At 69.0% G+C, this 23,246-nt stretch carries 15 protein-coding genes and 1 pseudogene; 8 read left to right on the forward strand and 8 right to left on the reverse strand.

What is annotated here, in order from left to right; all coding sequences use genetic code 11:
- Nucleotides 1–3 precede the first annotated feature (3 nt).
- The 7 genes from ACFWW8_RS30565 to ACFWW8_RS30595 form a co-directional block, all read right to left on the reverse strand.
- Nucleotides 4–753: a hypothetical protein gene (locus tag ACFWW8_RS30565; protein ID WP_386533860.1), complete on the reverse strand. Its 750-nt coding sequence runs from the start codon at nt 751–753 to the stop codon at nt 4–6.
- A gap of 11 nt (nt 754–764) precedes the next feature.
- The gene (locus tag ACFWW8_RS30570) at nt 765–1,448 is read right to left on the reverse strand and encodes a formylglycine-generating enzyme family protein (protein ID WP_386533863.1); all 684 of its coding nucleotides are present in this window, start codon (nt 1,446–1,448) and stop codon (nt 765–767) included.
- A 223-nt stretch (nt 1,449–1,671) separates the two neighbouring features.
- Nucleotides 1,672–4,881, reverse strand: a complete 3,210-nt coding sequence (locus ACFWW8_RS30575) for a hypothetical protein (protein WP_386533864.1) — start codon at nt 4,879–4,881, stop codon at nt 1,672–1,674.
- 313 nt (nt 4,882–5,194) lie between these two features.
- Nucleotides 5,195–6,118, reverse strand: coding sequence for a carbohydrate ABC transporter permease (locus ACFWW8_RS30580; RefSeq protein WP_386533867.1), 924 nt, complete (start codon nt 6,116–6,118; stop codon nt 5,195–5,197).
- Complete coding sequence (locus ACFWW8_RS30585) at nt 6,102–7,001, reverse strand: carbohydrate ABC transporter permease (protein WP_386533870.1); 900 nt, start codon at nt 6,999–7,001, stop codon at nt 6,102–6,104. The genes ACFWW8_RS30580 and ACFWW8_RS30585 overlap by 17 nt, the downstream gene beginning before the upstream one ends.
- 71 nt (nt 7,002–7,072) lie before the next feature.
- Complete coding sequence (locus tag ACFWW8_RS30590) at nt 7,073–8,587, reverse strand: ABC transporter substrate-binding protein (RefSeq protein WP_386533873.1); 1,515 nt, start codon at nt 8,585–8,587, stop codon at nt 7,073–7,075.
- A 669-nt stretch (nt 8,588–9,256) separates the two neighbouring features.
- The gene (locus ACFWW8_RS30595) at nt 9,257–10,270 is read right to left on the reverse strand and encodes a LacI family DNA-binding transcriptional regulator (RefSeq protein ID WP_386533876.1); all 1,014 of its coding nucleotides are present in this window, start codon (nt 10,268–10,270) and stop codon (nt 9,257–9,259) included.
- Nucleotides 10,271–11,337: 1,067 nt separating this feature from the next.
- Between ACFWW8_RS30595 and ACFWW8_RS30600 the strand changes: the two genes are divergently transcribed.
- A complete protein-coding gene (locus tag ACFWW8_RS30600; protein WP_386533879.1) occupies nt 11,338–12,558 on the forward strand; it encodes an MFS transporter in 1,221 nt (406 codons plus the stop codon).
- 111 nt (nt 12,559–12,669) lie between these two features.
- Nucleotides 12,670–15,147 carry a glycoside hydrolase family 3 protein gene (locus tag ACFWW8_RS30605; protein WP_386533881.1) on the forward strand — a complete coding sequence of 826 codons (2,478 nt, stop codon included), beginning with the start codon at nt 12,670–12,672 and terminating at the stop codon, nt 15,145–15,147.
- On the opposite strand, the pseudogene ACFWW8_RS30610 reads toward ACFWW8_RS30605, so the two are convergent.
- Nucleotides 15,144–15,266 (reverse strand): annotated as a pseudogene (locus tag ACFWW8_RS30610) (LacI family transcriptional regulator); the annotation flags it as partial. The gene ACFWW8_RS30605 and the pseudogene ACFWW8_RS30610 sit on opposite strands and share 4 nt — an antisense overlap.
- A 186-nt stretch (nt 15,267–15,452) precedes the next feature.
- Between ACFWW8_RS30610 and rhaI the strand changes: the two are divergent.
- The 6 genes from rhaI (at nt 15,453) to ACFWW8_RS30640 (ending at nt 23,135) form a co-directional block, all read left to right on the forward strand.
- Nucleotides 15,453–16,613, forward strand: a complete 1,161-nt coding sequence (gene rhaI / locus ACFWW8_RS30615) for an L-rhamnose isomerase (protein ID WP_386533883.1) — start codon at nt 15,453–15,455, stop codon at nt 16,611–16,613.
- Between the two features lie 63 nt (nt 16,614–16,676).
- The gene (locus tag ACFWW8_RS30620; protein WP_386533886.1) at nt 16,677–18,716 is read left to right on the forward strand and encodes a bifunctional aldolase/short-chain dehydrogenase; all 2,040 of its coding nucleotides are present in this window, start codon (nt 16,677–16,679) and stop codon (nt 18,714–18,716) included.
- Nucleotides 18,713–20,185 (forward strand): rhamnulokinase family protein, encoded by a 1,473-nt coding sequence (locus ACFWW8_RS30625; protein ID WP_386533888.1) that lies wholly within the window; start codon nt 18,713–18,715, stop codon nt 20,183–20,185. Before ACFWW8_RS30620 ends, ACFWW8_RS30625 begins: the two co-directional genes overlap by 4 nt.
- A gap of 75 nt (nt 20,186–20,260) precedes the next feature.
- The gene (locus ACFWW8_RS30630) at nt 20,261–21,016 is read left to right on the forward strand and encodes a (Fe-S)-binding protein (protein ID WP_386533890.1); all 756 of its coding nucleotides are present in this window, start codon (nt 20,261–20,263) and stop codon (nt 21,014–21,016) included.
- Nucleotides 21,013–22,491, forward strand: coding sequence for a lactate utilization protein B (locus ACFWW8_RS30635; RefSeq protein ID WP_386533893.1), 1,479 nt, complete (start codon nt 21,013–21,015; stop codon nt 22,489–22,491). Before ACFWW8_RS30630 ends, ACFWW8_RS30635 begins: the two co-directional genes overlap by 4 nt.
- Entirely contained in the window at nt 22,488–23,135 is a 648-nt protein-coding gene (locus ACFWW8_RS30640; RefSeq protein WP_386533894.1) for a lactate utilization protein C, read from the forward strand. The genes ACFWW8_RS30635 and ACFWW8_RS30640 overlap by 4 nt, the downstream gene beginning before the upstream one ends.
- Nucleotides 23,136–23,246: the final 111 nt, after the last annotated feature.

Raw genomic sequence — 23,246 nt, forward strand, 5'->3', positions numbered from 1 at the left:
GTCTCATACCACCACCTCCATCGAGGAGCGAATGCGGGTCAGCGCGTCGGCCAGCGGCGCGTCGAGGAAGAACATGTCGTTGCCTGCGGTGGCGGACCCTCCCGGCGCGATGGCCCCGAAACCGCTGGCCGCGTGGATGCAGGAGTACTCCCTGTTGTGGAACAGGAACGCCGCCGGACGGCCGACGGTGGCGACGGTACGGCTGCCGTCACGGCTGCACACCGCCACCCACGGGTCGAGGACGACATCGGGCGTGGCGTGGAATGCGGAGACGAACGGCAGGTCCGCCGCGGGAGGCGCGCCGGCGGTCGAGTAGAACTGCACGGTGGGTCTGGTGCTGTGCCGGCGCGGGACGGAGAGCAGGGGCACGGGTTCGCCGGCGATGCCGGTGAAGTGCCGTTCGCAGTCATGGTCCCTGACGTCCCGGGCGCCGCCGCAGGACAGGCAGTTGAAGGCCAGTGCGTTCTCCCAGTGGCGGTCGCTCTCGTTTTCCAAGGTGTACGACACCACGACGGCGTCGTCCAAGGACAGGTCGACCGTCATCTCGTAGGCCAGCTCGCCGGGTTGGCGTCCGGTGGCCCGCCATGTGCGGGCCTCCTGCTGCTCCCACTTCGGCACCAGCGTCGTGTACCAGACGGCGGATGCGGCATCGCCGATGGCCTCCGGAAAAGCGAGCGAGAAGCGGGCACCGGGAAAGGCGGGCACCTCGCTCACCCAGGCGCTCATGGTCCCTGCGATGGGCTCGAACTTCATCGTGTCACTCCTCAGCGGCTTCGCGCGACGCGGAAGCCGATGTAGTCCATGCGGTTCAGCGCCCAGCCCGACTGCCCGACCGCGGCCACCCGCAGGTTGGCCGGCACCGTCGTCACCCAGCTGCCGCCCTTGACGATCGCGGTCGCGGGGTCGGGTTGGTCGGCGGTCCACTCGGCGACGTTGCCGGACAGGTCCAGGACGCCGAACGGGCTGACTCCGGCCGGCAGCGATCCCACCGGGGCGGTCCCATCGGCGTCGTAGTGGGCGTGCGACGGCTCCATCTCGTCCCCCCACGGGAAGACACGGTGTTCGTCGGCCCGCGCGGCGCGTTCCCATTCCGCCGCGGACGGCAGGCGCACACCGGCCCAGGTGGCGAAGGCCTGGGCGTCGTGCAGGTTGACGTGCGTGACGGGGTGGTCGGCCACGTCCTGCGGCGGGGTGCGGCCTTGCCACCCGTCGGGTGCCCTGCCGCCGCCGTCGGCGACGAAGATCGCCCACTGCTCGTTGGTGACGGGCGTGCGGCCGATGTCGTACGCGGGCAGCGCCACCCGGGCGCCGGGCAGTTCGCCGTCGAACCAGGACGGGTGCACTGCGAAACGCTCCGCCAGGTCCTCGACCTGCGGGATCAGCGTCCCGGTATGCGCGGTCCCCGGCGGGATGGGGACCAGATCCAGCTCCAACTTGCTGCTCGACACAGTGCTCCTTCTCGTACGGTGACCCGGAGGGTTCGGTCCCTCGCGTCCGGTCCTCAGGACCGGAGGGGTGGGCGTCCCACGCGGCGATCGCCTGGGGAGAGCGAGGGCGGCCCCTGGCGAGAGAGGGGGCCGCCTGGAGGGAGCGGCGGGTGCCGCCCGGGGAGAGCGAGCGTGCCGTCGGGACGCTTCACCTCCGGCCACGCTCGGGTCTCATTCGCCCGTTCTAGTAGTCGATGGTCAGCGTCGACTGCTGGGCGTGGCGCATCTTGATGAACGTGGTGCCGTTCGCGACGTACTTGAACCCCTCCGGCGCGGCGTCGAGGTCGGTGACCGGGCCGAGACTGCGACCGTCGACCTGGACCGAACGCGGGGTGGGTATTCCGGTGATGAGGAGCTGCGACACCTGCCCCGGGAAGAACCCCAGCCTGGCGGTCAGTCTCGATGATGTGCGCTCGGTGCCGAGCACGTCGGCGGCGGTGGAGATCCGGGTGTTGGGGTGGATGAGCGCGGTCTGCACGTCGACGGGGTGGCCGAGCAGCATGACCATGGGTTTGAGGATGTCGTCGGGGTTGAGGTCGAAGTCCTTCACCGGCGTGTTGGGGACCAGGAGCCAACTGTCCGGGTAGCCGCCCTTGTACGGTTCGGTGGTCCGCTGCTGGTGCAGCGCGCTGATCACGATGGCCTCGGCTATCCGGCGCCAGGGGAACCCGCCGATGTCGGCCGGCAGGTGGAACGGCTTGGTGCAGTTCGGGTCGGCGGAGGCGTCGAGGAGACTGAGCAGGAAGTAGGCGTACACCAGGCCCACCCACTGCACCGGTCGGCCGAACCACGGGATGGTGAACATCGTCGCGCCGTAGTCGGAGATAGACGCGTACGGCATGTACGGCCGGTCGGGCGCCGACCAGGCGTACAGGAACGGCAGTCCGGTCCGCGCCCAGTAGACGGCCCGGTTCAGGTAGCGGGTCTCGCCGGTGAGCCGGTACGCCTCGGTGTAGGCGCCGATGCCGTACGCGGAGCCCAGCAGGGTCGGCGTGTGGATGGGCATTTCCCAGACGCCCACGGCGCGTGGCACGTGGAATTGTTCGATGAAGTGGAGAGCCCGCATTCCCGCCTGATGGGCGGCGGTGTCTCCGGTGAGCCGGGCATAGCGCAGGAGGCCGTGGGCGTGGACGGTCGAGACGCCCATGATCTCGGTTCCGCGTTCACCCAGGATCTCGTCTTCCGCCTCCTTGGGGTTGAACGCCCAGCCGCCTGACGGTAGTTGGGAACGGATTCTGGCATCCCTGTTCTTCTCGAACTCGGTGATGGCGCCTTCGAGGTTGCCAAGGTAGAACGGCGCGTGGAACCAGCCGCTGTACGTGCCGTCCGTGTTGCCGAGCGCGCTGCGACCATGGTTGGTGAGGACGCTCACGACGAATTCGTGCACCCGCTGGAACGCGGCCGTGCGTTCGTCGGCGTCCGTGGTCAACAGTCCGGCGATGTGCAGGTTCACCCCGTACGGCACGTATTGCACAGCCTTCTGGCCGGACCACGCCACCCATCCCTTGACCTGCGGATCCCAGAAGGACTTGAGGTAGGCGTGCCGGACGAGCGCGAGCTCGTCCTCCCAGCTGAACGGCATCGTGCCGGGCTCGGGGACGCCATGCAGCGAGTACCAGTCCTCGACGGCGGTGAGCACGTCGTCGGAGGGGTTGACGATGAAGTCGGCCGTGACGGACAGCGGCCGGCCGGCCGCTGCGGAATAGGGTGCCGTCGCCCATGGAGCGTTCTCGGGGACCGGGTTGGGAACGGCCGGGACGAACAGCGAGAGCAGATGGTTGGCCTGCCCGGCGAGCCAGTTCGGTGAGGCGAAGCGTGCGCTGGGGTACCGGTTCTGGCCGTCCCACTGCTGGTTCGTGTCCCAGGCGACCGACACGGTCGACCCGCCGCCGGAGATCGCCATCACCGGGACCGTGATCCTCAACGGATGCGGTGTGATACGGAGGTTGTCCGGGGGCCAGACATCGAGCGTGCTCGACGATCTCTCTTCCGCGACGAGCCATTCCAGCCCGGGGAAGAGCCCCATGTGTTTGGGCTTGCCGAAGCTGCCCTCGCCGGCGGTGAGCGAAGGGCCGCCGAAGGCGAGCAGTCTCGCCTGCCGGTCGGGCGTGATCGAGTACGTGGCCTGGACGGCGCGTGCGGCTGAGCCGGCGTCGTCGGAGACGGGCCTGACGGCGAGCCGCAGTTGCGAGGTCCATCGCACGCCGTCGGCGTCCGTCACCTGTCCCGTCAAGAGGACATGATCAGCGGCCAGTTGGGCGGTGTCGGGGACGATCGGCATCAGTCGGACGCCGTCGGCTGCCGGACCGACGAGGTAGCTGAGCGGCTGCGACGTCGCCATCCGCTTCCACTCCTGGCCCGTCCGGACGTCGAGGAGGAGCTGCGTGTAGCCTCCGGATCCGCGAACGACGATCGCGCGGACGTTCCTGTTCTGCAGGTGCACATGCCCTGCTTGGTCCTGGAAGACATGCACACCGCTGGGCCACCAGTGCGCGGACGGGGGCGGCACCGGGACGATGGGCAAGATCGCGCCCAATTGCTGGCGGCTGCCGGGTACCTCCATGTCGAACGTGGCCACGCCGGGTACGTCGACCGTCGGGCGCGCCGTCCAGAGCAGTTGAGCCTTGCCGTCGGGTGCGATGACGGGAGCCTGCTGGGACGCGCCCCCGGTGACGAGGGTCACCCCGCTCGGCAGCGTGATCTTCGCGGGGAAGGCCGTGGACGGCTCGCCGCCGACGTTGGACAGCTGAACGGCCAGGGTGACCTCTTCCCCCGGGCGTACCGAGCCCGGCCGTACGATCAGTGGCGCGACCGCGATTCTGGCCCCGAGTTGTTCGATACGGATGTAGTCGAACTCGATCTGGGCGCCGTCGGCGCCCGGCGGCTCCCGGTCCAGGCGGAACACCTGCACCGTTCCCTGCTGCCACAGCGCGTTCTTCGCCGCGAGATCCACCGTGTATTCGTGGAACGCGCCGTCGGCCTTGATCGGTATCTCGATCAGCTTGTCCACGCCGAGCGTCGGGGACTTGTCGGTGGCGAAGTAGACCGAGATGCTCTCACCGGCGGTCGCCCGCATCCGGAACCGGAATATGCGGTCGCGGATGCCGTTGAGGTTCAACGGCGGCGCGGTCATGTAGGGGTCGAAGCCGGTGACGCTGGTGCTGAGTGTGCCGCCGCGCACGACGAACGGCGCCAGGCCTTTCGCCGCCGTCCATCCTTCGGCGTCGCCGTCCCTGTTGAATTCCCACCCCACGGCTGTGCCGGTGGTGGTGATCGGCTGGATGAACAGGCCCCGAGCGGAATCGAACTCCCAGGGCCCGGTGTCAGCGCGCTCCGCGGCCTCGGCCGGGGTTACCCGGAAGAAGCCGCTGCCGAGCACGGCGACCGTGCCCATAGCGCCGAACTGGAGGAATTGCCTTCGTCCGATGCCATTGGTCCCCATGGGTGGTCCCTTCGTTTCAGTCTGGCTGGAGCTGTACGGGCCGCGAGACCAGCGGGGGCGGCCTTTCGGCGCGCGCGACGCCGTGACACCTTCGATGCGGGCACGTCCCCTTGCCTAGCCGGGTGTGCGCTGCTGTTCATCAGTCTCGGGCTTCGATCGGGTCGCCGATCGCGGCTGCGGCCGGTTGGACGGGCGGCCCATCGATCCGGGCGTCGCGGACAGTTCCGCAGCCCCACTGGGCTGTCTGATGAGCCGAGGCCGGGGTCTACTTTCCGGTACCGCCGCCGGCAAGCCCGCCCTGCATTCCGGCGAGGAAATGTTTGGACAGGAACACGAACAGCAGCAGCAGCGGGATGCTCGCGATGGCATATCCCGCGAACAGCGGACCGTATTCCGTCGCGTGCTGAGTCTGGAAGAACTGCAGACCCGCCGACACGGTGCGCAGATCGTTCTCCGTGACGGTGAGCAAGGGCCAGAAGAAGTCGTTCCACACGCCGATCACGGTCACCAACGCGACGGTTCCGACGACAGGGAGCGACAACGGAACCATGATGGAGACGAACATCCGCAGCCCGCCGGCGCCGTCCACGCGGGCGGCATCGAAGAGCTCCTGCGGCAGCTGCTCGACGAACGTCTTCATCAGCAGAGTTCCGAGCACCGCGCCGCCTACGAGGTGCGGGATGACGAGCACGATGCGGGTGTTGAGCAGCCCCATGTCACGCATGAGCACGAACATCGGGATCAGACTGGAGATGCCGGGCACCATGAGCAGCACCGCGACCAGGCCGAAGAGCACGTTCCTTCCGAAGAATTCGTAACGGGCGAAGACGAACGCCGCCACCATGCACAGCGTGAGCGCTCCGACACTGGAGCCGATTGCCACGACCACCGAGGTGACCAGGTACGGCTGGATCTGCTCCCAGGCCCTGGCGTAGTTGTCGAAGTGGAACGGCAGGCTGGGCATCCACCACGACTCGTAGTACTGCTGGTTGGTCTTCAGTGACGTCATGAGCATGAAAAGGAACGGGAACAGCCCGACGAACGCGATGGCACTGAGCACACCCTTGATCGCGAGCTGGTTGCGGCGCCGACGTCCGCGCGACGTGGCTGGGATCGCCCCGGTTCGCCCCAGGTCGCTCTGGTCCGGCGCGTTGTGCAGGCGGAGCCGGACCTCAGAGTCGACGGACATCGGTCGGGTCCTTTCTCCTCACGAACACGATGATGACGCTCAGGAGGATCGTCATGACGAACAGCGTGGTGGACAGTGCGGCGGCATAGCCCCATTCGTTGCCCTGGAACGCCACTCCGAGCATGCGGAGCACCGGCACCTCGGTCGCGTTGTCGGGTCCGCCTCCGGTGAGCAGGTACGCCGCGAAGCCGTATTGCAGAACGTTGATCGTCGCCAGGAACACCAGCAGTTTGAGCTGGCTCGCCATCAGCGGAAGGTCGATCGCGAAGAGCCGCCGCAGCCGGCCGCAGCCGTCGAGGGCGGCCGCCTCGAACACCTCGGCCGGGACGTTCTGCAGAGTGGTGAGAAACACCAGGAACGGAAGTCCGGCGACGAACGGGAAACCGATGAACAGCAGTGACAGCAGCGCGAACTGCGGATCTCCCACCCAGTTCTGTGCCAGAGCGTCGCGTCCGACGGCTCGCAGTACGCGATTGATGACGCCATTGTTGGGTTCGTACATCGCTGCCCAGAGCAGGACCGTGACGACCCCGGGAAACGCCATGGGCGCTATCAGGGCGGTACGGAAAAGGAATTGCGCGCGCCTGCTCTTCAGGCTGATGATGAGCTCGGCCGCGAGCAGCGGGATCGCCCACGCCACGGTGATACCGAAGAGGAAGATGACACCGAGATTGCGGAACGACCGCCACCACAGGTCGTCGTCCAGCATGGCCCTGTAGTTGTCCAGCCCGACGAAGGGCGACTCGAAGCCCGGCCGCCATTCGTAAAACGAGTGCCAGATCCCGCTGGCCGCCGGGTAGTAGGCGAACACGGTCAGCGTCGCAAAGAGGGGTATGAGGGCCAGATAGGCAAACCAGGGAAAGCGCTTCCGGCCCCTCGCCATCACTCCTCCTTCCGCGCGTCGGGTTTCGTCCTGTACCGGCCGAGCGGTCCGTCTGCTGTTCCCGCCGGTCCCTACTTCGCCCAAGGCTCGTTCCCCCACGCGCCGTCCTTGACGGCCTGGCGTTGCCCCTTGATCCAGAGGTCCTGGAGGTAACGCTGCTGTTCCGGGAGTGACTTCGTTTCCAGAAGCCATCCATCGACAAGGCTGAGCCTGGTCACACCCGGCGGCCCGATGGGCATGACCAGGGGGACCGGGTCGCCCCAGCTGCCCTCGGCGAACATCTTCGTCTCGTCGGCGCCGGAAGCGCCCTCGACCGCGGGGATGCCACCGGTGGCCCTCAGCCAGGGCTGTGCGTTCGCCGGCGAACTGACGAACTGCAGAAACTTCACGGCGGCTTCGAGCTTCTTGCCCTTGACGGTCGACGGAATCATGTAGTTGGTGCCGCCGACACCGGCCCCGAACCTCGCCGGAGCGCCACTGGCGAGCGGCGTGGACTCCTTGGTGATCTGTGGGAACGGCATGCTGGAGAAGTCGAACTTCACGCCTTGCAAGGAGGTGACACCGAAGTTGACACCCCACGCCATGCCGGCCTTGCCGGCCGCGAAGTCACGCAGTCCGACCACGGCCCCGTTGAGCCCCTCGGTGTTGCCCGACCACTGCTTGTCGACGCAGGAGTCCCACACCTTCTTGAGAAGCTGGAGCGACTCGACGGCTTCGGGCGTCTTCGGCGTCAGATCGCCGGAGAGCACTGCTTTGGCGAGCGACTTGCTGGTCACGATGGGTTCGCCCGTCGCCGACGTCGCCTTCCCGGGCTTGCCGTCCGCTGCGTAGACGTTGAGACGATCGACGTGCGCGTCGAGCAACATCCCGCTGATCGCGGTGATCGTCCAATCGGGGCCCAGGTCGGACCGGTCCATCGCGAGCGGTGTGTAGCCGGCCCCCTTCAGCTTGGCGCACCCATCGATGAGGTCCTCGAAAGTCTTGAACGGACCCGTAAGTCCGGCCTTGCCGAATGCCTCCTCGTTGTAGAACAACCCAGTCCCGGCCAGGTTGAAGGGCACGAACTCAAGCTTGCCCTCAGCGTTGCGTAGCGCCGGATTCTCGAGGCCGTAGTAGCGCTTGCGGAACGCGTCGGCCCACTTCTCGCTGCCCGGTCCGGACCTGATGTAGGGGTTGGGTCTCGCGAGGTACTCGTCGAGGGCGTGCACCGTGTGCGGCTTGTGGGGCACCTGACTGAACACCAGCTCTGGTGCGGTACCGGCGGCGAGATGCGTGGAGATCGTCTGCGCGAAGCTGTTCAGGGGCAGCACGACGGTCTTGATCTTGATATCCGGCTCCGCCTTCTGGAAGGACGCGACGAGGTCCTCCCACGGCTTACCGAACGACGAACCGCTCTCGCTCCACTGGTTCGGGCCCTCCAGGGTGATGTCCACGGTCTCACCGGACGACGAATCGTCCTCGCCGGAACCGCAGGCGGTCAGGCTCAACGCGAGGGCTGCGGTGGTTGCGGTCAGGCGCACCGCGGCCGAGCCCCGCGATCCCAGGAATCCGCTGCGTGATCGTTCGCTTAATCCCCATCTGAGCATGTGTGCACCCTTCTTGACCCCGCGACTATGCAGTCAGGGAGTGGTGTTCAGAGACGCTCTGGAACGTTTCAATGCGGTGGCGTGAACTTAGGTCCGCGCTCCATCCACTGTCAATACTGTGACCGGATTCACACAAAATCGCTGGTGCAGGCGCAGTTGGCCGAGCGAGTGAGGCCGGTCTCTCCTCGGCTCGACGTTCGCCGGTTCGTCACGGCGGCGAACGCCAAGCCCTTGTCCCCCTCGACGAACATGGGCAGACCCTGTGTTAGCTGTCGCGAAGGGGCAACAGACCGCCACCTTGCATCAGTTGGCCGTACCCAACGCCGTGCGGGGCAGAGAGGGGATCGGCCAGCGCATGATCGCTCGGCTGACATCGCAGGTCGACGGCACACGACGTCGTGCAGGCCGATCGAGCAGAAACACCTCAGCCGCCGCACACGGGACGCTACGGACCGGCGGCGTACCTTGCTGGCGCTGACGACGCGGTAAGAAGGCCGCATACCGCCCTCGCCGACATGCGGAGGATCATCAGCGAGCTGCGCGGCGTTGCCCCCGGCGAGGAGCGGGACGACGTGATGCGCGTCCTCACCCGGCGCACCCAGCGACGCAGGCCGTCCGCGCCGGCGGCACCCTGACGTTACGCGGCGGGGCTACGGGGGCGGATTCAGGTCAGGACCGCGGCATGCTGGACCTGCGCACGACGAGCTCCGGCTGGAGCACGATGCCGGTGTGCTGATGGCCATGCTCCGGGTCCGGCGGCGCGAGCTCCTGCAGCAGGAGCTGTGCTGCTAGACGGCCTATCTCCGCGGCCGGATGGCGCACCGAGGTCAACGGGATAAGGCTCGCCTCCGCGAACTCGATGTCGTCGTAGCCGACGATGGCAAGGTCGTCCGGGACGCGCACGCCCGCATCGAAGGCCGTCTGCATGACGCCCAGGGCCAGGAGGTCGTTCGCGCAGAAGACGGCCGTCGGTCGGGGTGAGAGGCCGATGAGCCGGGCCCCGGCGTCCCGGCCGGCGCTGACGTCCAGCCTCTCGGCCGGGATGTCGACAATCGCGTCGGCGTCGAGCCCCGATTCCTCCACCGCGCGGACAAGGCCCGCACGCCGATCCCGGACCTGCTGAAGATGACCGGGGCCACGCACGTAGGCGATACGCCGATGGCCGGCGGCGAGCAGGTGCCCGCCTGCGAGCATGCCTCCCAGGACGTCGTCAGCGGCCACCGAACAGGCTGTCTGCGCGTCGACCGCCCGGTCGACGATGACGAACGGGATGTTCGCGCGTCGCAGCGCCTCCCATGGTTCACCGTCAGACGCGACCGGTGCGAACAGGACACCACGCAGGCGCTGCTCGACGAAGAGCGACAGATAGGCCTGCTCGGCGGAAGCGCTCTCTGCACTGTTGCACACCATCACACCGAGGCCCGCTTCGACGGCCACCCGCTCGGTGCCCTGGGCGAGGACGGCGAAGAAGGGATTCACGGTGTCCATGACCAACAGCCCGAGCATGCGGCTCCGGCCGGCGCGCAGTTGCCGCGCCGACTCGCTGCGGACGTACCCCAGCAGGTCGATCGCCGCATGGACACGGGCTCGGATCTCGCTGGAGACGCGCTCGGGCCTGTTCAGGACGTTGGAGACCGTCCCCACGGAGACGCCCGCCTGGCGCGCCACATCCTTGATGCCCACCACTACCGACCGTCCGTTCGCCTCGAATCCGCGTGCTCGCCATCCTAGGGCCGCCACCACCTTATGCTAGATGAATCCTTTCACTAGCGAATCACTCTCACGCCCTTGACCGCTCCACGGATACCTTCTCCGACGCGATGAATCGATTCACACCGCAGGTGCTGTGTGTGCGATCAACTCCAACACACATGGAGTGATCGGCGAGCTCGCGCGTACCGCTCGCGCTTTCGCGGCCGAGGGCAGGCGGTGAGCGAGCCGGTGCTGCACGAGGTCGAGCAGATCCTTCATGCAGTCCTCGGCGACGTCGCGGAGCGGCGGGCCCTCTGGTGAGGGCGCCGGATACGGTGCGCGGTTTCACCGGCCCGGCACCGCAGCCGGGCGCCCTTCCGACGAACGGCAAGGCGATCGCCGCGCCCGTCGGCGCCGCCTCGGAGGAGGCCCGCTCCCGTGCTCGCGCGGCGGGTCCGGTCGAGGATGTCGGGCGGGCACGCCGGGAGCGCACGCAGGCCGTCGGAGCGCAGCGAGCCGAGGCCGACCGCCTCGAAGCCGCCTCCGCCGCCGGCCGGGAGCTGGCGGACTCCGCGGCCGCGGAAGTGGTCGCAGCGGAGCAAGAGGTGGCTGCCGCGAGGGAGCGGCTTGGCGAGGCCCGTTCGGTGAGCGGGAAGCGGCTGCCCTCCAACGGGAAACCGGCCGGGCGGCTGCCAAGGCCAAGGCCAAGGCGTACGTGCAGGCCACGGCGCGCGACGCCGAGAAGCTCACCAGACCCGAGGGATGAACCGCAACCGATGCCCCGATCCTTCTCTACTGCTACGCATGCTCGGATGAGCTGACTTCCATAGCGTCAAAACTTCGTGGCACCGGTCGGACATCACCGCATGTCGCCCGAATCGGTCGTGCGGCATCTCAGCAGTGCATTCACCCGCTGGATGCGAGTCATAGCGAACGACGATGACACGGAGGGTGGGCAAGGTGGGCCGCTGCAACGCATAGTCGAGGCAACTTCGCCCCGGGTTGTCGGCGCATCGCCGCCCTTGGGCGCTCCCACCACCCCGCTCTGGAGCATCGCCATGTCCGCAGCCGCCACCCAGTCCCCGCACCAGCGAACCGTGGGGCGACTCCCGGCTGTCCTGTTGATGGCCGGCAGTTGCCTGCCCGTCCTCGGAGCGGTCCTCCTCGCACCGGTTCTGCCCCGCATCCGGGACCACTTCGAGAGCGTTCCCGGTAGTGGCGCCCTGGTGCCCCTCGTCCTCACGATCCCAGCCCTGTCGATCGCCTTGCTCGCCCCCTTCGCCGGGGTCCTCGTCGACAGGCTCGGCCGGAAGCGTCTTCTGGTCGTCGCCACGGTCATGTACGCGGTCTTCGGCACGGCCCCCCTCTGGCTGGAATCCCTGGACGGGATACTCGCCAGCCGGTTCCTCGTCGGCATAGCCGAGGCCGCCATCATGACCGCCTGCACCACCCTGATCGGTGACTACTACAGCGGGGAGATCCGGGACCGCTACCTTGCCCTGCAGACCATGTGCGCCTCGGTCTCGGCAACGTTCTTCTTCGTTCTGGGCGGCGTCCTCGGCTCAGCGAACTGGCGCGCGCCCTTCTGGCTCTACGCCGTGGGCCTGCTGATCGCCCCCGCCATGGCACGTGCTCTTCCCACGGCGACGCCCGGATCGCAAAGTGACGTGGCGCACGCATCACCGGTGAAGCGTCCCTTCCCGGTCCGACGTATGGCCGGCATCTGCGTGCTGACCGTCTTCGGTGCCGTGGTCTTCTACACGGTGCCCGTCGAAATGGCCTTCCTGCTGGACGGCCTGGACGTGAACTCCACCGGCGCCATCGGAGCTGTCACGGCTGCGGCCAGCGCCGCCACCGTTCTCGGCTCCATCGTCTTCACCCGTCTTCCCGCCCGGCGTCGGCAGTCGCTTCCGGCCTTCTTCAGCATCTGTGCCACGGGCTTTCTGCTCATGGGTAGCGCCCAGAGCTTGCCCCTGCTGGTCACCGGGGCGGTGGTGAACTGCGTCGGCACGGGTCTGCTGTTGCCGGCGTTGGTGACCCGGGCCATGTCCGGCCTCGGGTTCTCGGACCGTGGACGCGGCATGGGGCTGTGGACTGCGGCGTTCTTCCTGGGCGAATTCCTCTGCCCGCTGGTTCTCCTCGGAGGCCAAAAGGCTGCGGGAAGCCTGGCGATGGCAGTGGCTCTCCTCGCTCTTCTCACCGCCCTCGTCTCAGCAGCCCTCGCGACACTGACGCGCCGGCGCCCAATGACCGCAGGTACGCCCACCACCCAGGGGTAGCGGCAGCACGTCGGCGGCGTCGCGTGCCGCCACTGGTCCACGCCGCATCACACTGCCACCCCAACTGTGCTGACCTGACAATCTGTTGACCCATTCGCATGGAGAACCGTCATGAACAGACGCAATTTCCTCACCTCCGCCATCGCGACCGCCCTCGCCGTGAGCATGGCTCCCGCTGCCGTCGGCCCGGCGATCGCGGCGACCGATCCCGCTGCAATTGCTCGGGCTGACGCCCTCCTTGCGCGGATGACGGCATCGGAGAAGGAGGCCCTGATCCGCTGCGACTTCGCCACCGTGAGCCATCTCGGGATCCCCGCCCTGTCCATGGTCGATGCGTCCGCGGGTCTGCGGGGCGAGCAAGGTGTTACCGCCTTCCCGGTGCCCGTCGCCCAAGCGGCGACCTTCGACGAGAACCTGGCACACCGCATCGGCGTCGCGCTCGGGGCCGAAGGGCGCGCCAAGGGCTACAACAACCTCCTCGGTCCGACCGTCGACCTCGTCCGAACATGGCACTTCGGACGCCAAGCCGAGAGTCTGGGCGAGGACCCGCTCCTCGCAGGTCGGCTCGGAGCAGCGCTCACCGCCGCCATCCAGAGCCGCCACGTCACCGCGACGGTCAAGCACTTCGCCGGCTACACGCAGGAAGTGGACCGCTTCTTCGTCAACTGTCTGGTCTCCGACCGGGCTCTTCACGAGGTGTACCAAGCACCGTTCCGCCACGTCATCAGCGCCGCTCCGACGACGTCCGTGATGATGGCGTACCCGAAGGTCAACGGCACTTTCGCAACCCAGAGCCCGGCCCTGTTCGACGACGTCAAGGTCCGCCTGGGCCTTCAGGGGTACACCGTCCCCGACTTCTGGGCCGGTGACGATCAGGTCGCGGCTGCCCGAGCGGGCATGGACCTCGCGGGCTTGGGCAGCGCGGGCGTCAAACTGGCACCCGGTGCGCTCGCCAACGGCACCTTCCCGCTCTCCCGGCTGAACGATGCGGCCCGCCGAATCCTCGTCACCATGTTCGCGAACGGCCTGGTCGACAACCCGGTGCCCGCCCCGGCGCAGGACGTCAGTACACGGGAGCACAAGAACCTCGCCCACGAGGCCGCCGTCTCCTCCACCGTTCTTCTCGCCAACCGCGCCGCCGCCCTTCCCCTTCCGTCCTCCCTTCGGTCACTGGCCGTCATCGGCCCGGCCGGTTCCGATGCCTTCACGGGCGTCGCGGGTTCCAGCTACGTGGACCCCGGTGACTGGACCACGCCGTTGGATGCCATCCGCTTCCGGGCGGGCGCCAGTGTCACGGTCACGCATACACAGGGGTCGACGGGCGATGTCCCCTTGGCCGTCGTCCCTTCCGGCGTGCTCCGTACCGACGGCGGAGCCGCAGGGCTCAGCGCGCGCTATTACGCGCGTGTCGACCCGACGGGCGTCCCCGCTGCCACCCGCACGGACACGACCGTCGACTTCAGTGCCGTCCCGGTGGACGCGCTGCCCGGCGTCTGGTCCGCGAGCTGGTCGGGAACCCTCACTCCGACTCACACCGGATTGCACCGCTTCTCGCTCCTGCTCGCCGGCACGGCCACGCTGAAGATCGACGGTGTCACGGTGGTCACGGGCACCCGAGGCACTCGGCGCTTCTTCCTCGGACCGTACGACTACCCCCTCCAGGGAACGGTCGATCTGACCGCCGGCCGAGCGGTGTCCGTGGAGCTCGTGTACAGCAATGCCACGGCCGACCCGGGCACGTGCGGCCTCACTCTCGGTTGGCAACCGGTCTCCGCCATTCCGACGGCCGTCCAGGCCGCGCGCGCCGCTGACGCCGCCGTCGTCTTCGCCAACCGTGTGGCGGGCGAGGCCATGGATCACGGACGGCTGGACCTGCCCGGAGACCAGAACCACCTGATCGCCGCCGTAGCAGCAGCCAATCCCCGCACCATCGTCGTCCTCAACACCGACGGTCCCGTTTCGATGCCGTGGCTGGATCAGGTCGAGTCCGTCGTGCAGGCGTGGTACGGCGGGCGGGGCATGGGGACGGCACTGGCCGCAGTCCTCTTCGGCGACAGCGATCCCTCCGGACGCCTTCCCGTGACCTTCCCGGCCGGCGCCACCCAGGGCCCGGGGGCAACCCCGGCGTCCTACCCTGGCCAGAACGCGACCGTCTCCTACGACGAGGGGACCGCCGTCGGGTACCGCTACTACGACGCCAGGGGTCAGCAGCCCCTCTTCCCCTTCGGCCACGGCTTGTCGTACACGACGTTCGCCCACGGGTCCCTTGAGGCGGCCTTCGACCCCGCCAGAAGGAGCGTGACCTTCGCGGTAACCGTCACGAACACCGGCAACCGCCACGGCACCGAGGTCGTGCAGATCTACGCCACCTTGCCCAGTGCCGCCTCGGCCGAACCGCGTCGCCTGGTCGCGTTCGGCAAGGTGTCCCTGGATCGAGGTGCCGCTCAGCGCCTCGTCTTCACCATCGCACCCGAAGACCTGATGGTGTGGAACTCGGGCAAGTGGACGCTCGTTCCCGGGCTCTACACGTTTGCTGCGGCGCGTGCGTCCCGCGACATCACCGGGCAGCGCACCCTCGCCCTTGGCTGACCACCTTCTGCCCTCCCAGTGCCCACCATGACGCCCGGCCCCGCCCGGCGCGCAGCCCGTTCCGCACCTGTGGCGATGTCGACGAAGAAGGGGTTGGCCATGTCGAGGAGGAGCAACCCCGGGTACGACCTGACAGCGGACGCCCAGGTTACTGGATGAATCGTTTTAATTGCACCACCTACCTCACCGGCAACCGGGGCCACCGCTGTGCGGAGCGCGGGCTTGACAGGTGACTGGCCAAGCTCTTAGCTTCCGGACACAACAATTGAATCGTTTCATTCGCATCCATGCCGCGGGAGCGCCCAGTGACCGACCATGCCGCCGTGAAGGCTGCCCTGAAGACCCAGGCCATCGAGACGCCGTCGTGGGCGTACGGCAATTCGGGCACCCGCTTCAAGGTCTTCCCCCAGCCCGGGGTGCCCCGCACTCCGCGGGAGAAGCTCGACGACGCCGCCAAGGTCCACGAGCTGACCGGAGCCGCGCCGAGCGTCGCCCTGCACATCCCCTGGGACCGTGTGGACGACTACGGGGCTCTCGCCGCGGACGCGGCCCAGCGAGGTCTGCGTCTGGGCGCGATCAACGCGAACGTCTTCCAGGACGACGACTACAAGCTGGGCAGCGTCTGCCACCCCGATCCGAAGATCCGGAAGAAGGCCGTCGGTCACCTCCTGGAGTGCGTGGACATCATGGACGCCACCGGGTCCAGGGACGTGAAGCTGTGGTTCGCGGACGGCACCAACTACCCCGGCCAGGACGACATCCGCGCACGCCAGGACCGTCTGGCCGAGGCCCTCGCCGAGGTCTACGGCCGGCTGGGCGAGAACCAGCGGATGCTTCTGGAGTACAAGTTCTTCGAGCCCGCCTTCTACGCCACGGACGTACCGGACTGGGGCACCGCCTACGCACACTGCCTGAAGCTGGGCGAGCGGGCGCAGGTCGTCGTGGACACCGGGCACCACGCGCCGGGCACCAACATCGAGTTCATCGTCGCGACGCTGCTGCGCGAGGGGAAGCTCGGCGCGTTCGACTTCAACTCGCGGTTCTACGCCGACGACGACCTGATGGTGGGCGCCGCGGACCCCTTCCAGCTCTTCCGGATCATGTACGAGGTGATCCGCGGCGGCGGCTTCACACCGGACGTGGCGTTCATGCTCGACCAGTGCCACAACATCGAGGCGAAGATCCCCGCGATCATCCGCTCGGTGATGAACGTGCAGGAGGCGACCGCGAAGGCCCTCCTCGTCGACCGGGACGCGCTGGCCGCCGCCCAGCGCTCCGGCGATGTCCTGGCCGCGAACGCGGTCCTCATGGACGCCTACAACACCGATGTGCGGCCCCTGCTCGCCGAGGTCCGGGAAGAGCGGGGCCTGGACGCCGATCCGGTCGGCGCGTACCACCGCTCCGGCTGGGCGCAGAAGACGGCCGCCGAGCGAGTCGGCGGCGCGCAGGCGGGCTGGGGTGCGTGAGCCCCGCCGCCCGTATCCCGACCCGACGCCACCGCCATCACGGACCTGAGGACACGTAGCGATATGACACTGCACCCGGAAGCCGCCTCTCTGCTGGAGCGCTCTCACCAGCTCGGCGCGGATGCGCGCAACACCAACTACGCGGGTGGCAACACCTCCGCGAAGGGCATCACCACCGACCCCGTCACCGGCGGCGACATCGAGCTGATGTGGGTCAAGGGCTCCGGGGGCGACCTCGGCACCCTCACGGAGGACCGGCTCGCCGTCCTGCGCCTCGACCGGCTGCGCGCCCTCGTGGACGTCTATCCCGGCGTGGAGCACGAGGACGAGATGGTGGCCGCCTTCGACTACTGCCTGCACGGCAAGGGCGGGGCGGCGCCTTCCATCGACACGGCCATGCACGGCCTGGTGGACGCCGCGCACGTCGACCACCTCCACCCGGATTCGGGCATCGCACTGGCCTGCGCGGCGGACGGCGAGAAACTGACCGCCGAATGCTTCGGCGACACGGTGGTGTGGGTCCCCTGGCGGCGGCCCGGTTTCCAGCTCGGCCTGGACATCGCCGCCGTCAAGGAAGCGAACCCGCAGGCCATCGGCTGTGTCCTCGGCGGTCACGGCATATCCGCCTGGGGCGACTCCAGTGAGGAGTGCCGGCGCAACTCGCTGCACATCATCCGTACCGCCGAGCGGTTCCTCAGCGAGCGCGGCCGACCGGAGCCGTTCGGGCCGGTCGTCAGCGGATACGAGCCGCTGCCGGAGGAGGATCGCCGGGCACGGGCCGCCGCCCTGGCTCCTCACATCCGGGCCATCGCCTCCCAGGACCGGGCGCAGATCGGGCACTTCAACGACGGCGAGGCCGTCCTCGACTTCGTCTCCCGCGCCGAGCACCCGCGGCTGGCCGCGCTGGGCACCTCCTGCCCTGACCACTTCCTGCGCACCAAGGTGCGGCCCTTGGTCCTCGACCTGCCCCCCACCGCACCTCTCGACGCGGCCGTCGCCCGCCTGCGGGAATTGCACCTCGCCTACCGCGAGGAGTACACCGCCTACTACCGGCGCCACGCGACCGACGACTCCCCCGCCCTGCGCGGTGCGGATCCCGCGATCGTGCTGGTGCCCGGTGTCGGCATGTTCTCGTTCGGCAAGGACAAGCAGACCGCTCGCGTGGCGGGCGAGTTCTACGTCAACGCGATCAACGTGATGCGCGGAGCGGAGGCCGTGTCCAGCTACCTGCCGATCGACGAGGCCGAGAAGTTCCGCATCGAGTACTGGGAGCTGGAGGAGGCCAAACTGCGGCGGATGCCCGCGCCCAAGCCGCTGGCCACCCGCATCGCGCTGGTCACGGGCGCGGGCAGCGGCATCGGCAGGGCGATCGCCCACCGGTTGGCGGCGGAGGGAGCCTGCGTGGTGATCGCCGATCTGAACGAGGACAACGCCGCGGCCGTCGCCGAGGAGCTCGGCGGCCCCGATCGGGCCGCGGCGGTCCGCGTCGACGTCACCTCGGAGCAGCAGATCACCGGCGCGTTCCAGGAAGCTGTGCTGGCCTTCGGCGGCATCGATCTCGTCGTCAACAACGCGGGCATCTCGATCTCCAAGCCGCTCCTGGAGACCACCGCCGAGGACTGGGACCTCCAGCACGACATCATGGCCCGCGGCTCCTTCCTCGTCTCCCGGGAGGCCGCGCGGATCATGCGGGACCAGGGCCTGGGCGGCGACATCGTCTACATCGCGTCCAAGAACGCCGTCTTCGCCGGCCCGAACAACATCGCCTACTCCGCCACCAAGGCCGACCAGGCACACCAGGTCCGTCTGCTCGCCGCCGAGCTCGGAGAACACGGGATCCGCGTGAACGGGGTCAACCCCGACGGTGTCGTCCGGGGCTCGGGGATCTTCGCCGGCGGCTGGGGTGCCCAGCGTGCCGCCACGTACGGCATCGAAGAGGAGAAGCTCGGCGAGTTCTACGCCCAGCGCACCCTCCTCAAGCGCGAGGTCCTGCCCGAGCACGTGGCGAACGCGGTACTCGTGCTCACCGGTGGCGACCTCAGCCACACCACCGGCCTGCACATCCCCGTCGACGCCGGCGTCGCCGCCGCGTTCCTGCGATGAGGACGGAGCCGCAGCCGTTCGCCGCGGTCGACCTCGGCGCGTCCAGCGGACGCGTCATGGTCGGCCGCGTCGGCCCCGGCATCCTGGAACTGGCCGAGACCCACCGTTTCCGCAACCGGCCGGTGCGCGCCGGTGCCACGCTGCACTGGGACATCCTCGGGCTGTACGCGGGCGTCCTCGACGGACTGCGTGCGGCCGGAACCACCACCGACGGACGCCTCGCCTCGGTCGGGATCGACAGCTGGGCCGTGGACTACGGGCTGCTCGACGACGACGGCGCCCTGCTCGGCAATCCCGTGCACTACCGGGACGCCCGCACCGAGGGAGTCCCCGAGAAGGTGTGGTCGGCGGCGCCGGCCGAGCGGCTGTACGCACAGACGGGCGTTCAGTACGCGCCCTTCAACACCCTGTACCAACTGACGGCCGCCCGCGGCACGGCGCAGCTGTCCGCCGCACGGCGGCTCCTGCTGATCCCGGACCTGATCTCCTACTGGCTGACGGGCCAGGAGGGGACCGAGCTCACCAATGCCTCCACCACCCAGCTGCTCGACCCGCGCACCGGGAGCTGGTCGTACGCCGTCGCGGATGCCGCGGGCATCGACCTCAGCCTGTTCCCGCCGCTGCGGCGTCCCGGCGATCCCGCGGGACTCCTGCTGCCCGAGGTCCTCGACGCCACGGGATTGGCCGGTCCGGTGCCGGTCACCACGGTCGCCTCGCACGACACCGCCTCGGCCGTCGTCGCCGTCCCCGCAGCGCGAGACGAACGCTTCGCGTACATCTGCACCGGCACCTGGTCGTTGGTCGGCCTGGAGCTCGACTCGCCCGTCCTGACCGAAGCAAGCCGCCGTGCGAACTTCACCAACGAACTGGGCATGGACGGGACCGTGCGCTACCTGCGCAACGTCATGGGGCTGTGGCTCCTGCAAGAGTGCATGCGGGAACGGGAATGGGAAGGCGTCGGTCTGGTTCCGCTGCTGAAGGCTGCCGCGGAGGTTCCGGGGCTCGTGTCCGTGGTGGATGCCGCCGACCCCGCCTTCCTGGCACCCGGCCGGATGCCTCAGCGCATTGCCGAGGCGTGCCGAAGGTCGGGCCAGCCGGTGCCGCGCACACCCGCCGAGACGACCCGGTGCATCCTCGACTCCCTGGCGCTCGCCCACCGTACGGCCGTGCAGGACGCACAGCGCCTCGCCGACCGGGAGGTCGACGTCGTTCACATCGTGGGGGGAGGAGCACGCAACGCCCTGCTGTGCCAGTTGACGGCGGACGCGTGCGGGCTACCGGTGGTGGCCGGTCCGGCGGAGGCAGCGGCCCTCGGAAACGTGCTCGTACAGGCACGCGCCCAAGGACTCGTCGGCGATCGGGCGGCCCTGCGGGAGCTGGTGACGCACTCCCAGCCCCTGACCCGCTACGAACCGGCCGGCGACCGGGCAGCCTGGGCCGCCGCCGACGAGCGCATCACCCCTCCCTGACCGCTGTGGGGTGGGCGCGGGCCCAAGTGTCCCTCGCGCCCACCCACGGTCCCACCGTCGCAACGAAGGAGCACCATGCGCGTCGCCCTGTTCCTGACGTGTCTGAACGACACGTTGTACCCCGACACCGGCAAGGCGGTGGTGAAGCTCCTGACCCGGCTGGGCGTCGACGTCGACTTCCCCATGGCTCAAACTTGTTGCGGGCAGGCGCACTACAACACCGGCTATCGGCACGAGGCCGAACCGCTCGCGCTGCACTTCGCCCGCGTGTTCACGGGCTACGACGCGATCGTCACACCGTCCGGCTCGTGCGCCGCAATGGTGCGCGAGTTGTACCCGCGCATGGGCGAACGGGCTCGGGCCGAGGGGCGCGGCGGGACCCTGTCCGCCGCCCTTGCCTCCGTGGTCCCCGCGACGTACGAGCTGACGGAGTTCCTCGTGGACGTACTGGGGGTGACGGACGTCGGCGCGCACTACCCGCACACCGTCACCTACCACCCGACCTGCCACGGGCTGCGCAGCCTCGGCCTGGGAGAGCGTCCGTACCGGTTGCTGCGCGCCGTCAAGGGCCTGGAGCTGGTCGAACTGCCGGGTGCGGACGAGTGCTGCGGCTTCGGCGGCACCTTCGCCGTGAAGAACGCCGACGTCTCGGCCGCGATGGGTGCCGACAAGATCCGCCACGCCGAGTCGACGGGCGCGCAGGCTCTCTGTGCGGCGGACAACTCGTGTCTGATGCACCTCGGCGGGACCATGTCCCGGCTGAAGGTGGACATGCGGCCGGTCCACATCGCGGAGATCCTCGCGAGCACGGAAGGGAGTTCCGTGCTGTGAGCGGAACCTTCGTAGGGATGCCGGCGTTCCCGAAAGCAGCCCGTGAGGCCGTGGGGGACGAGCGGCTGCGTGCCAACCTCCGGCACGCCACCCACACCATCCGCGACAAACGGGCCCGCGCCGTCGGCGAACTGGAGGACTGGGCAGCCCTGCGGGAGGCGGGGAAGCAGATCAAGGACCACACGCTCCGCCACTTGGACCGCTACCTCGTCCAGTTGGAGGAAGCCGTCACGGCCGCCGGTGGCACCGTTCACTGGGCCTGCGACGCCGCCGAGGCCAACCGGATCGTCGCGGACCTGGTGAAGGCCACCGGCGAGACCGAAGTCGTGAAGGTCAAGTCCATGGCCACCCAGGAGATCGGCCTCAACGAGGCCTTGGAGGCCGAGGGCATCCGGGCCTACGAGACCGACCTCGCCGAGCTCATCGTTCAGCTCGCCGACGACCGGCCCTCTCACATCCTGGTCCCGGCCATCCACCGCAACCGCGGCGAGATCCGCGACATCTTCCACGACACGATGGGGAAATGGGGCCGTCCGGCACCGGACGGTCTCACGGACGAACCGGCCGAGCTCGCGGAGGCGGCCCGCCTGCACCTGCGGGAGAGGTTCCTGCGCGCGAAGGTCGCGATTTCGGGGGCGAACTTCATGGTCGCCGAGTCCGGCACCCTCGTCGTCGTCGAGTCGGAGGGCAACGGCCGCATGTGCCTGACGCTTCCCGAGACCCTCATCTCCGTCGTCGGCATCGAGAAGGTCGTGCCGACCTGGCGGGACCTGGAGGTCTTCCTCCAGACCCTGCCCCGCTCCTCGACCGCCGAGCGCATGAACCCGTACACGAGCACGTGGACCGGCACGGTCGACAGCGACGGGCCGACCGCCTTCCACCTGGTGCTGCTCGACAACGGCCGCACCGACACCCTCGCCGACGAGGTCGGCCGCCAGGCGCTGCGCTGCATCCGGTGCTCCGCCTGCCTCAACGTCTGCCCGGTGTACGAGAGGGCAGGCGGCCACGCCTACGGCTCCGTCTATCCCGGGCCCATCGGTGCGATCCTCAGCCCCCAACTGCGCGGCACCACCTCCGAGATCGACGCCTCCCTGCCGTACGCTTCCTCGTTGTGCGGCGCCTGCTACGACGTGTGCCCGGTCGCCATCGACATCCCCGAGGTCCTGGTTCACCTGCGGGAGCGCGTCGCGCAGGGGGGCCCGACGGTTACCCGCGGCGAGAAGGTGGTCCTCAGGCCCGCCCGGGGGCACGCGGCGGAGCGGGCGGCGATGCGCGCGGCCCGTTGGGTTCTGGGCAGCCCGGGAGCCCTGCGCACCGGTCAGCGGTTCGCTGCCCGCACCCGCCGCCTCCACCCCCGTACGCTCCCGGGCCCGGGTCGGGCCTGGACGGCGAGCCGGGACCTTCCCGAGATGCCCCCGGAGCCCTTCCGCGACTGGTGGCAGCGTACGAACGGTGGCAAGGGAGAGGTGCAGTGAGCAGAAGAGAGATCGTTCTCGGCCGCGTCCGGCGGGCGCTGGCCGATGTGCCCACCGGCGACACCGCGTACGCGGATGCCGTCACCCGCGACTATCTGCGCGAACACGGGACGCGCACCCGGGAGGAGACCACCGCGCTCCTCGCCGAGAACCTCACCGAGTACCGGGCCGTGGTGCACCGCACCGATGCCGACGGCCTGCCGGCCCTGCTCGCCCGGCTGCTCACCGAGCGCGGTGCGACGAGCGTCCTCATTCCACCGGGGCTGCCGGCGGACTGGCTCCGGGCGGGCGAGGTCACCCGTGTCCATGATCGGGCTACGAGCACCGCCTACGAGCTGGAGAAGGTCGACAGCGTCGTCACCGGATGCGCCGTGGCCATCGCGGAGACCGGCACTCTGGTCCTGGACGGCTCCCCCGACCAGGGGCGCCGTCGCATCACGCTGATGCCCGACCATCACATCTGCGTCGTCCGTGTCCCGGACCAGGTCGTCTCCTCCCTCCCCCAGGCCCTCGAACGGCTCGATCCGGCCCGGCCGCTCACCTGGATCTCGGGACCGTCCGCGACCAGCGACATCGAGCTGGACCGGGTCGAGGGGGTGCACGGACCCCGCGCACTGGAGGTGGTACTGCTCGGCGGGCGCTGAGGCACATACAGGTGGAGGCTCCCCTCACCCCGGGGGGTGGGGGGGGGGCGACCAGGTATTGGGGGCGGGGGGTGGGGCGCGTGGGTGGGGCGGTGTGCGGGGGGGGTGCGA

Source organism: Streptomyces sp. NPDC058701, assembly GCF_042715295.1.
In the GTDB taxonomy this organism is placed as follows: Bacteria; Actinomycetota; Actinomycetes; order Streptomycetales; family Streptomycetaceae; genus Streptomyces.